The sequence below is a fragment of the Ralstonia sp. VS2407 genome, from assembly GCF_052950655.1.
The window spans coordinates 56658-67878 of record NZ_JBRFVG010000009.1; the positions used below are offsets into that span (position 1 = coordinate 56658).

General features: G+C 64.8%; 8 protein-coding genes. 3 read left to right on the forward strand and 5 right to left on the reverse strand.

Features of this window, described 5'->3' with window-relative positions:
* The first annotated feature begins 283 nt into the window (after positions 1–283).
* From ACU8YE_RS15930 to ACU8YE_RS15940, 3 genes are all read left to right on the forward strand, one after another.
* Positions 284–1552, forward strand: coding sequence for a hypothetical protein (locus tag ACU8YE_RS15930; protein WP_446929134.1), 1269 nt, complete (start codon positions 284–286; stop codon positions 1550–1552).
* A gap of 69 nt (positions 1553–1621) precedes the next feature.
* Positions 1622–2854: a hypothetical protein gene (locus ACU8YE_RS15935; RefSeq protein WP_446929135.1), complete on the forward strand. Its 1233-nt coding sequence runs from the start codon at positions 1622–1624 to the stop codon at positions 2852–2854.
* A gap of 110 nt (positions 2855–2964) precedes the next feature.
* Positions 2965–5052 (forward strand): leucine-rich repeat domain-containing protein, encoded by a 2088-nt coding sequence (locus ACU8YE_RS15940; protein WP_446929136.1) that lies wholly within the window; start codon positions 2965–2967, stop codon positions 5050–5052.
* 74 nt (positions 5053–5126) lie between these two features.
* Here ACU8YE_RS15940 and sctC read toward each other — a convergent pair whose 3' ends face one another.
* The 5 genes from sctC to sctN all read right to left on the reverse strand — a co-directional run bounded on the left by sctC (position 5127) and on the right by sctN (position 11217).
* Entirely contained in the window at positions 5127–6911 is a 1785-nt protein-coding gene (gene sctC / locus ACU8YE_RS15945) for a type III secretion system outer membrane ring subunit SctC (protein WP_260801183.1), read from the reverse strand.
* A gap of 69 nt (positions 6912–6980) precedes the next feature.
* Entirely contained in the window at positions 6981–8417 is a 1437-nt protein-coding gene (locus ACU8YE_RS15950) for a helix-turn-helix transcriptional regulator (protein WP_260801182.1), read from the reverse strand.
* Between the two features lie 130 nt (positions 8418–8547).
* Positions 8548–9396: a type III secretion system export apparatus subunit SctT gene (gene sctT / locus ACU8YE_RS15955; RefSeq protein WP_232038738.1), complete on the reverse strand. Its 849-nt coding sequence runs from the start codon at positions 9394–9396 to the stop codon at positions 8548–8550.
* A 34-nt stretch (positions 9397–9430) separates the two neighbouring features.
* Positions 9431–9928, reverse strand: coding sequence for a type III secretion protein HrpB7 (locus tag ACU8YE_RS15960; RefSeq protein ID WP_446929137.1), 498 nt, complete (start codon positions 9926–9928; stop codon positions 9431–9433).
* On the reverse strand, positions 9925–11217 hold the full coding sequence (sctN, locus tag ACU8YE_RS15965; protein ID WP_446929200.1) for a type III secretion system ATPase SctN: 1293 nt from the start codon (positions 11215–11217) through the stop codon (positions 9925–9927). The genes ACU8YE_RS15960 and sctN overlap by 4 nt, the downstream gene beginning before the upstream one ends.
* Positions 11218–11221 lie beyond the last annotated feature (4 nt).

An 11221-nucleotide genomic window follows, 5' to 3' on the forward strand; every position in this document is an offset into this window, starting at 1 on the left:
ACATTCCCTAACGTTCCACCAAAGTCGCCCGACATGCCATTTCGCTCTGCGATCGGCGTGCCGGCACGCGGCTGCCCAGGGCTGCGCGGCCCGGCACGGGCAGAACGCGCAGGGCCATACCGGCCCCGCGACCCGAACCGGAATCGGAATCGGAAGCGATTGCCGTGCCGCCGTTTCTCTGCAGAGGCCGGTCGCGCGGCGTCTCTCTCCTCTCTGTATCGGCATGCGCCCAGTCAGCGGCCTGGGCGGTGCCATGCATCACGCCTGCCCACTGAGGTGACACATGAATATGAAGGTCCAAGACAACGCTTCACTAAATATCTCGACCCAGCTCCAACTGGATCAGCCCGGCAAACAGAACCAGGCCGACAGCCCGCTGCAGCATCTCGTGCAAGACATCCTGAAGGTGCTTGAAGCCATGCTGCGCAACGCCACCGCACAAGGCGGCGCCAATGCAGGTGGCGGCGGTGGCTCGGGTGGCCCAGCCGGCGGTGGCGCCCCGGGCGCGGGTGCTGCGCATGGCCCGTCGGCCAGCCAAGGCGCACAAGGCGCCCAGGGTTCGCAAGGCGCGCAAGGTGCCAGCAAAGGCCAGCAAGTTGGCGATGACAACGGCGGCGACTCCAGCAGCCAAGACCCGATGCAAGCGCTCATGAAGCTGCTGGAAGACCTGCTGAAGTTCATGACGCTCAGCGAGCAGATGCAGCACAAGCTCGACACGGGCGAAGGCGCCAAGGGCGTCGATGGAGCAGGCGGTGCCAACGGCGGCAAGGGCCTCAACATGGACGACATGCTCCAGATGCTCGACGACGCGCTGCAACTGATGCAGCAGCAGATGATGACAAACGCCTTCGGTGGTGCGGGCGGCGCAGGTGGCGCTGACGGTGGTGCCGGTGCAGGTGGCGCTGATGGTGGCGCTGGCACTGGCGACGCTGGCGGTGCTGACAACGCAGGCGGCGCAAACGGTGCTGACGGCACGGGCGACACCGGCGGCGCAGACGGCACCGACAACTCGGGCGACACCAGCGGCGCAAACGGCACCGACAACTCGGGCGACGCCGGCGGCGCAAACGGTGCTGACGCCACAGGCGATGCCAGTGCCGCATCGGGCGCGGACAATGCCAACGGTGCCGAGGCCAGCGGCCAGAAGAGCAACGACTCCATGATCGAACAACTGCTGAAGGTGTTGGACGACCTGGTGAAGATGCTGGCGCAACAACAGCAACAGGCGCTTGGCGGCGACCAGACGCAAGGTGGCAGCGCTGGCGCGGGTGGCGCAGGCAACGCGGGCGCGGCAGGTGGTGCGCAAGGCGCGGGTGGCGCAGCGGGCGGCACGGCAGCCGGTGGCGCAAACGGCCCGTCCGGTGCCTCCGGCACGCCGAACACCACCACGGCCGATGGCGCGAACGGCGCAGACGGCACCGGAAACGGAGCGAACAGCCCCATGGCGCAGCTCGAAACGCTACTCAAAGACATGATCAAGGTGCTCGAGCAACTGCAAGCCCAAAAGGCCGGCGGCACGCAACAGCAGCACTCCCAGGTGCAGGGCGCGTAACGCCAGGCCACTTAACCTGACGGCCGGCAACGGTCGTCATTTTTGCTATCTCAAGCACGGAGACTCACCATGAGTATCTTCAGCAAAATCAAGCACGCCTTTCAGCACTTGGGCAATGACATCGCCAAGGTCGGCAAGGGCATTGCCCACGCCGCCGAGAGCGTCGGCAAGAACCTCGTCCACGATGTGGAGGCCGTTGCCAAGCAGACGGCAGCCATGACCAACGACCTGGTGCACCTGCGTATTCAAAAAGCGCTGCACGATGCCGTGGGCGTTGGCGAAGCCACCTTCAAGGGCATGCGGGATCTGAATACCGCCGCCTTTGACGTGGCCGAAAAATCGCTGGAAAACGCCCACCTGAGCAAGGGCCTGGACAAGGCTCTGAGCAAGGTCGACAAGGCCCGGGGCTTCGTCAACGATATCGCCGACCGCACGGTCAAGAGCATCGGCGATAGCGTCAACGGTTTCGCAGACAGCGCCATTGCAGCCGGCAAAGCCGCCGCGCATGGTCACTTCGGTGAAGCGCTGGGCGACATCGGCTCAGCCGCTGGTAACGCCGCACAGTTGGCCTCGGACCTCACGCCGGAAGGTCTGGCCGCCAGCGCTGCCGTGGCAACACTGCAGAAGACCCACCTGGGCGGTACGGTGGTCGACTCCGTGGTGGAAGGTGCGCTCACGGGCGGCCGCAGCGGCCTGAAGGACGCAGTCAAGCTTGCCGCCAAGGAAGGCACCAAGGCGGAGGCCGGCGTGCAGGCGCAGAACCTGTTCGACAAGGTGAGCGGTAATGGCAACGGCAACGGCGACATGCTGCTCGGCGCTGCTGCCGCGGGCGCTGGCGTGGCAGGAGACTTCCATGCCTCGCGCAAGAACCGTCACGCCACGCCGCCTGAAGCCCACCACACCGGCACGCAACATCAAGCCGTCGCGGACGACCACGAAGGCGCAAGCCGCAAGGGCAAGAAGAAGCACGAGGCCGAAGTCGACTCCGGCAACGGCAACGGCAACGGCAACGGTAATGGCACCAGCAAGACGGGCAACGGCAACAACAACGCTCAACCCAACGGCGCGGACCCCACCGGGCAGGATGCGCTCCTGCAGCTGCAACTCCTGCAACTCCTGCAACAGCAGTCTGCGCATCAACGCATGCTGAACGCCATCAAGTCGAACGGCGATGACGACGACGATGACGACGGCGACGACGTCACCTCCAAGGCACCCGCTTCGGCACCGCAGTCCTCCGGCTCGAGCCAAGTGAGCGCTAGCGCCAACGTCAGCACGTCGACGCATAAGAAGGCCGCGTAAGCCAGCGCCTTCGTGTGCTTCACGTCGGCCCCACGCGATGTTTGCGTGGGGCTGATGCTTTCCATCATCGGTGCGACGCCACCGCGGTGCACCTCTCGACGCGAACTTCAATGCATTCGATCAACCCATTCCGCCGCACTTCGCAGGCTCAGGCCGCCGATTCCACTCCAGCGCGCAGCAACGTCCCCGCCTACGCCACGCCCCCGCGGCAGGAGCCTGCACGGCAGCCACGGCGCAGCGGCATTGCCGGATTGTTCGGGCTGCGCCGCTCGCCCGCCAATGCCGGCGGGCCTGCCGCTGCACGCCCCAACATCCGTGCCGGCACGTCCACTGGCCCATCGCGCACGGCGCCAAACAGCCCACTCCATGTACACGCCCCCGCGCTGGAAAGCCCACTGCACGGCGCCGCCGCCGTGAATGCGCGCATCGCCGGTTCCGGTGTCCGCCTGGCCCTGGAAGCGTGGCACGCGCAGATGCTTACCCGGATTGCCGACTACCGCCCGGCAAACCCGCCTGCCCAGTTCAATGCGGAACGACAGCTCAACGTTGCACTGACGCACATCGAAGACGTAGCGCGAGGGCGTCGAGAGCCCGCAGACAAGATCGAACTGAAAGCGACGCCCGTGCTCCATCTGCCGGATCTCGTCTCCGAAATCGCACACCTCAAGACGCTCCACTTGTCGGATTGCGACTTGCGCGAGTTGCCGCATGATCTGGGTAACCTTGGCCTGCTGGAGACGCTCAAGCTGCACGACAACCAGCGCTTGCATGCGGTGCCCGACACGCTGGGGCAATTGTCGAGCCTGAAACATCTGGAAATCGTGGGAAGTGGCGTGCGCGAGTTGCCGGCCATGCACGGTCTGGCGAACCTGGAGCACCTTGCCATCCAGCATTCACCGCTCACCTGGCTGCCGCGCGACATCGGCAACGCACGCAAGCTGAAAACACTGTCTCTGGCGCATACCTATCTGCGCGAAATACCTGCCAGCATCGGCAATCTGTCGAAGCTCACCGAACTGAACCTCCACAACAACGTAGGCCTGACTTCGGTGCCTGATTCCATTGGGCAACTGCGTCATCTGAAAACGCTCGATCTCTCCGACTGTCCGCAGCTCCGTGCCGTGCCGGCGTCGGTCGGAAAACTACACCAGCTCAAGACCCTCGATCTGCGTGGCTGCACGGGCCTCACCATGCAGGGTCTGCCGAAATCGCTCATCACCCCGATGCCCGGCCGCAAGGTGCACTTCCCGGAACATCTGCGCACCGAAATCGGCAAGGTGCGTGAAGAATGGGCGATGAAGAATGCGCCGCGCCTTCAACTGCTGCAGGCCGACATCGAGCGCAAGAACGAAGAGATGGAAAACGCCGTCTTCGGTTCGGCAAGCGACATGAATGACGGCCAGTTGTTCTCGGTCGCGTTTCGACTGAAGCATGCCCATGACAAGTTGCCCGAAGTGAGGAATCAGGCCCTGCGCAATCCGGCAGCCCCGCAGGCCGATGCGTCTGCCGCCATGCGGCAGGCGTTGGCCAACGCGTTCAACGTTGAGCCCGATCGCGAGGTGTTCGCACGTTTGGATACCGCTGCACGTGCATTGCCGCGCGCCCTGCAGCATGAACTGGCCGATCTGGTGGCCTCCAGCTCGGGGCGTCAACTGGTGATCGCCATTGGCGAAGGTGCATTTGGCGTGCGAGGCTCCAGCCGGCTGCAGCAGATGCTTCCCGCGTTCGCGCAGAAGATTGCCAACCACGCGCAGATCCAGAGTCTGCGCGAACAGGCAAGGCGTCCTCTGTCAACCAGCCCTGCGCACCAGGTGGCTGCACAGCTGGTACCGATTGTTCAGCAGTTGTGGACCGCCACGCAGGCCCAGGCCGCACTCGCGGCGCTTGCACAACCATTGCAGACTGAACTGAAATCGCTGCTGGCCTCAGAAGCTGGCCGCCAGTTCGTGTTGGACCTCAGCAAGGTGGCCGAGGGTGCCAAGGGAACGAGCACGCTCAGGCGGCTTCTGCCGCAATTGGCCACGCGGATTGCGCACGACCCGAAGGCGCAGGCCCTTCACCGGCTGGCACGGCAGGATCAACACGGCACTGCAGACGAACGCCGGGAAGGCCTTGCGCTGGCACTGCTTCCCATCGCCCAGCACCACTGGAATGCGCTTGCGCAGCAAGGCGTCGCCGAGCCGTCAAACCGCCGTTGACCGCGTTGCCGGCGAGCACAAACAGAAAAGCCTCCCGACGGGAGGCTTTTTTTCTGCTGCATTGGCAAGTGGCCTTACAGCGCCACCACTCGCGGGGTTAGCAAAAACAAGCGCTGGAACCGCTGGCCAGTCGTCTGGTCGTGCCGGAACAGTGCACCCAGCAACGGGATCTTCGAAAGCCCGGGCACAGCATCCACACCCTTGGTCTGCTGGTCAACCGAGTAACCGGCGATCAGCAGGCTTTCGCCTTCGTTGATGAGTGCCTGGGTGTCGATCTCGCTCTTGTTCACCACCGGCAGGTTGCCGACCATCTGACTGGTGATCTGGCCATCCTCAATATGGATGTTCATCCGAATGCGCGACGTGCCTCCATCGGTCACCACCATCGGCAACACGCGCAGCGACACGCCCGCCGAAATACTGTACAGATCCGCCGACTGATACCCCGCCACCGGCACGTAGAAATTCTGCTTGCTGTCCATGATGGCCTCGGTGTTGTCGAGCGTGGCCACCTTAGGGCTCGCGGTAATGTGCGCCTGGTTGGTCTGCTGCAACGCGCTGATACGCGCCATCAGGTAACGCGATGCCCCACCGATCACGGCGGTCAACACACCCCCCGTTGGCGTAGCGGCAATGGCCGCAGCGGCATTGGCCGTGGTGGTGACCGCATCGAGCGAGCCCGGATTGGACAATTGCGTGTTCGTGCCAGAACCGGTCTGCATGTCGACGTGGCTGTTGTGCAGACGCCAGTCAACGCCGAGGTCTTCCAATGCGCTCTCGCTGATCTCGATGATATTGGCGCTGATCTCCAGCACAGCCGGGCGTGTGTCCAGCGATTCAATCAACGATTGGTGGGCCGCCATGCGGTCTGCGCGGTCTCGTACGAGCACCGAGTTGCTGCGCGGGTCTGCATGGATGATCGGGGCGCTGCCGCCGTCTTCCTGGAATGCATCCGTACGGCTGCGGCCTTCGCCGCTGGGCAGCGGTGCCACAGCGCCACCACCGGCATATTGGCCGATACCGCCAGGCGGCAGAGGCGCCTTGCCGCCACTGCGATCATTGCCGCCCAGGCCAGAAAGCGCACGCGTGCCACCACGGCCTGCGTTTGCCTCGCCGGGGGCGACGCTGTCGACGCGACGGTCACTGCCGCGCTGCGGGGTGTTCTCCGTGCTCGGTGCGTTGTTGCCGTACATGCTGTTCAGGATGGACGCGACACCGCGGATGGTGATGGACTGGCCGTCCACCATCATGGTGTGGTCCGTGGCCCAGGCATAGCGCAGCGGGAAGGAACGTACGACCGTGCGGTTGGCGTCCTCGCGGCCGCGATCGATCAGGCGTGCGATGTCCTGCACGAGTTCGACCAGACGCGGCGGCCCGGATACGACCACACTGCCGGTTTCGTCGTCGTACAGCACGGGAAAACGTGGGTCGGTCACGCCCAGGCGCGTCAGCGCACGCTTGACTTGCGCGGTGGACGCGCGTTGCAGCGCAATGGTCGCGCTCTGCGCCTCGTTGGCGCCCGTCACACGCAGCACGGCGCCGTCGTAGTACCACGCAAAGCCGAATGTGGCCGCCATGCGATCGAGAAAGCGCTGCGGTGTTTCATTGAAGTTGCCCGTCACGCTGCCCTCGACCTGCGGCGAAATCCACGTCATGACGTGCTGGCTGGCGCCGAGGTCTCGCAAGACATCCTTCACGTCTTTGCGGTCGGCCACGTATTCAAATTTTTGCGACTGCCAGGGGATCACCGCCGCAGCGGCACTTCCGGCCAGCGACAGCACTGCGATGGCCGCGGCCATCAGGCACCGGCACGCGGCCAGCACGCGACCCTTCCGGCCCGCAATTCGAGTCAGATGCATGGTTGCACTCGTGAGAATGAAGAAGACAGACCGCACCAGCGCGCGGCCACGCGACACAGCGCCCGCGAATTAACGCCAGATGGTTTCCGACGGCGCTTCGTTGAACTGCTTGCGATACCCCTTGACCAGCGCCGAGCGGCTGCGGATGCCCCAGCGCGATGCCGTATCGATGATGTTCGACGGCCCGCGCCCCTCGTCCAGCAGGTCGGAGCGGATGCCCTCCAGACGCAGGCGCCGGATGACCGAACTGGGCGACATGCCCACCGCGCTCTTGAACGCAAGTTGCAGCGCACGCTCAGTCACGTTGATATGCGCGGCCACCTCACGCGTGGTCAGGTCGCTGCGCTCAATGTTGTCCAGGATGTAGTGATACGCACGCCGGTACTTGGCAGACAGCCGCGCGCTCACATCATCGGACGCACGTGACGCGGCGGGCGTGGTCTGGCTGACACGGCGCACGCCGGGCGATTCGGTGCGCAGGCAGCGCAGGGCGTCTTGCATGTAGGCGGTGTAGTACTTGAGCGCACCGGCTGCGTCGCCGCGCTGCGCGGCCATCTTGGCGCGGCAGTAGAGGTAGTCGAAGTTCCAGCGTCGCGCGCCGAAAGACGTATCGCGATTGCAGATCTGGTCATAGACCTTGCCGGCCACGTCGTGCTGCTCGCCGCTGAGCGCTGCCAGCACAACCTCCACCTTCGTCTGCATCAACAGGCGGCTACCCATGCGGCGCGACTGCCCGATGATCGCCATGAGCGGGTCGATTGCCGTGCGATCGCCATCGGCCATGCGGCGCAGCAGGCTCAAATACTCGGCGCGGCGATGGACCATCGCGGGCACACTCGCATCGTGCTTGCCGTTGGGGGCCCATCCGTCGCGGCCGCCATGGTGGTGCAGCATCGCAGCACCCACTTCGGCCGACTGCCAGAACGCGTGTTCGAGCAAGCGGTTGGAGCACCGGATGCCAGCCTGCACCGCAAACTCGTACACGACGAGATCGAGCGTGGCGAGCCAGCCGGCGTCGTTGCGCTCCGTTGCAATGGCGCGCGCCGATTGCAGCGCCTCGTCTGCTGCGTCCTGCTGACCAAGCTGGTGATGCACGAGGGCCAGGCCCATCATGCCTTCGATGCGCTGCAGCCACGTCGCGCCATCGTCTTCGGCCATGCGGGAAAAGCAGCCCGCCGCGGCCGAATAGCGATCGCGCAGCAGCGATTGCCAGCCCATGTTGCGGCACGAGACCACGCGCAGTTGATCATCCGAATGGCGAATCAGACGCTGCGCGGTGCGGAACGCTTCTTCGGCGTCTTCATCGCACTCCAGCAGCATCGATGCATCGGCCATGGCCAGCACCCCGGCGTAGTCGCCAGCGTCCTTGCCGTGCAAGCCGCCATGATCATCGACCAGTTGATACGCGCGGTCGAAATCCTCCGCGAAGACGGCCTTCGCATAGTCAGGCAGGCGCTCACGCGCTGCCAATCCGGAGGCCAAGGCAAAGTAGATGTTTCCCAGCATGTCGACGCTCCCGTGTCAGAGATTGCGGCTCGCGAAGCGCGGGCCGCTTGGTGTTGGATTTCGTAAGGACATCCTAAGAAATCGCCGCACCCACAATCTCAACAAAGCTTCGTCAGGCGCTGAACAATCCTCACCGCATATTCTTCGGTTTTGACGACGTGTCATCGCCCACCAGTCCGCTCTTGACCCGCTGCAGCAACTGGCTATAGGTGAGCGTATCCCGCACCTGGCTGGACATGGCCACGACCAGCGCCGTGACCATGAGGATGGCCACCGCACCCTTGATGGGCTGGCCAAGCGAAGCGGGTTCGAGCTTGTCTGCCGCACGCGATAGCAGGCCGATGCCGGCATCGATGAGGAACAGCGTCATCATCACCGGCGCTGCGAGCTTGACGGCGGTGGAGAAGATGGAATCGGTTTGCTGCAGCAGAAAACTCTCGGCAACAGCGCTCATGTCGGGCAGCGTGGCGCCCAGCGGCCACCAGTGGAACGACTCGAACACCACGCCCAGCAGGAACAGCATGCCGCCCGCTGCATAGAACAAGGTGACGGCCAGATTCAATAACGTGTTGCCGATCGGCGTGTTCTGGTCGCCCTGCAACGGGTTGCTCATCTGCACGTTGTTGAAACCCGCCATGTTGTCGACGATCGTGCCCGCCGTCTGCGCCACCCAAAACACCGTGGACGCCGCGTAGCCGAGGCACGCGCCCAGAAAGATCTCCTTGCCGGCCAGCAGGAACCACCGGGCCGCGCTCAGGTGTTCCGCCACGGCGGGCGGCTGCGCCGCTGCAACGATGATGGCGAGCGTGTAGACCACGCCATTGCGCGCGGTGCCGGGCACGGACTGGTCACTCGTGGCTGGCAGGATCGCGAAAATGGTCATGATGCGCACGCACGACAGCGCGAGCAGCGCAAGGATGACCTCCGCGCTTTCATCAAGATCAAACCAGGCGTGCAGAACGGTATCGATCGCTTCCATATGAGGGCGTGAATGTCGTCAGAATGTTTCGCCATCAAGCCGCTGCGCGTGGGCGCGGACGCGCCAGGATGGCCTCCACGGCCTCTTCCTCGGTGGCAAGCTCGCGCTCGGTGGCTTCCTGCTGGTCGATCCGCTCCGCAGTCTTGCGGCATTGATCGAGCATGGCATCGAGCCGCGCCAGTGCCTGGCGGCGCGCCTTGAGTTCTGCCTCGCGTTCGGCCACGGCGGCGTGCGCGGCCGCCACGTCGTGCTCGGCCTGCACGACCGCATCATCCAGCTCGCCGCGAAACGCGTCGTAGCGCAAGTACGCATCGGCCAGCAGCACGGGGGCGGCAATCAGTTGATCCATGCGGCCGATATGCCCGCGCAGCCGCTCATGCGCGCGCTCGCACGCGTCTTCGCTGTCTTGCGCGGTGGCCTGTGCTTCCGCCACGGCTTGCTGTGCGGCAGCAATCTCCGCTTCGACACGACGGCGCTGGCGCGTTTTGGCTTCGATCAGCGTGTGCCAGACAGCGGAGCGCTTGCGCTTCATGTCTGACCCACCTCGCTCAGCAGCCGATACGTCTCGTCTGGGCTGCACCACTCGTCGGTGCGCTGGCGCAGGAAGTCTTCCATCCAGCCGTTCCATTGCACGGCGGTGTCGGCCACGGCATCGCTGCCTTCCTTGTATTCGCCCATCTGCAGCAGCGTCTCGACCTCGTTGTACTTGGCAAGCAATTGGCGCATGCGGCCGGCTGCTGCGCAGTGGTCAGCCGGCGCGACTTGCGTCATCACACGGCTCAAGCTATTCAGGATGTCGATGGCCGGATAGCGATTGCGCGCGGCAATGTCGCGCGACAGGATCAGGTGGCCGTCCAGAATGCCGCGCACTTCTTCGGCCACGGGGTCGTTGCCGGATTCGTCTTCGGCCAGCACGGTGTACAGCGCGGTGATGGAGCCCGTGGCGCTCATGCCTGCCCGCTCGAGCAGGCGCGGCAGCTCAGCAAACACTGACGGCGGAAAGCCACGCCGCGTGGGCGGCTCGCCCGCTGCAAGGCCGATCTCGCGCTGCGCACGGGCAAAGCGCGTGAGCGAATCCATCATCAGCAGCACGCGCAGCCCTTGGTCGCGGAAATACTCGGCGATGGCCGTACCCACGTGCGCAGCCTTGGCGCGCTCCACGGACGAACGATCGGACGTTGCACACACCAGCACGGAGCGGCGCATGCCTTCCTCACCCAGAATCTGTTCGATGAACTCGCGTACCTCGCGGCCGCGCTCGCCAATCAGCACGATCACGTTGACGTCGCATTCGGTGCCGCGCGCCAGCATGCCGAGCAGCGTGCTCTTGCCCACACCGGCCGGCGCGAAGATGCCCATGCGTTGCCCCTCTGCCAGCGTCGCCAATCCGTCGATCACGCGCACACCGGTGGCTAGCGGCTGCTCCACCAAGCGGCGCGACATCGGGTCAGGCGCCTGCGCAAACACCGGCACGTAGTCGTACACATCCAGCGGCGGTCCACCATCGGCGGGTCTGCCCAGACCATCCAACACGCGGCCGAGCAACCCGGGCCCGATCCCGACCGAAAGCGTGCGCCCACTCGGCACCACGCGGGTCGATCGCGATAAGCCCACCACGCCGCCAAAGGGCGCCAGCAATGCAAAGTGCTCGCTAAAGCCGACCACCTCGCCTTGCTGAAGCTCCGTGCCGTCGGGCATGGCCAGCGTGCAAAGTTCGCCAAGCTTGACGTCCACGCCGCCCACCCGCAACAGAGTGCCCGTCACTTCCACGACCTTGCCCAGCCGCTGGACGGGTGCCACGCTACGAATTGCCTCGTCCATGGCG

Bases quoted from the DNA above. Each gene is read 5' to 3' on its own strand.
- ACU8YE_RS15930 (WP_446929134.1), top strand. From the start codon at position 284: ATGAATATGAAGGTCCAAGACAACGCTTCACTAAATATCTCGACCCAG.
- ACU8YE_RS15935 (WP_446929135.1), top strand. From the start codon at position 1,622: ATGAGTATCTTCAGCAAAATCAAGCACGCCTTTCAGCACTTGGGCAAT.
- ACU8YE_RS15940 (WP_446929136.1), top strand. From the start codon at position 2,965: ATGCATTCGATCAACCCATTCCGCCGCACTTCGCAGGCTCAGGCCGCC.
- sctC (WP_260801183.1), bottom strand. From the start codon at position 6,911: ATGCATCTGACTCGAATTGCGGGCCGGAAGGGTCGCGTGCTGGCCGCG.
- ACU8YE_RS15950 (WP_260801182.1), bottom strand. From the start codon at position 8,417: ATGCTGGGAAACATCTACTTTGCCTTGGCCTCCGGATTGGCAGCGCGT.
- sctT (WP_232038738.1), bottom strand. From the start codon at position 9,396: ATGGAAGCGATCGATACCGTTCTGCACGCCTGGTTTGATCTTGATGAA.
- ACU8YE_RS15960 (WP_446929137.1), bottom strand. From the start codon at position 9,928: ATGAAGCGCAAGCGCTCCGCTGTCTGGCACACGCTGATCGAAGCCAAA.
- sctN (WP_446929200.1), bottom strand. From the start codon at position 11,217: ATGGACGAGGCAATTCGTAGCGTGGCACCCGTCCAGCGGCTGGGCAAG.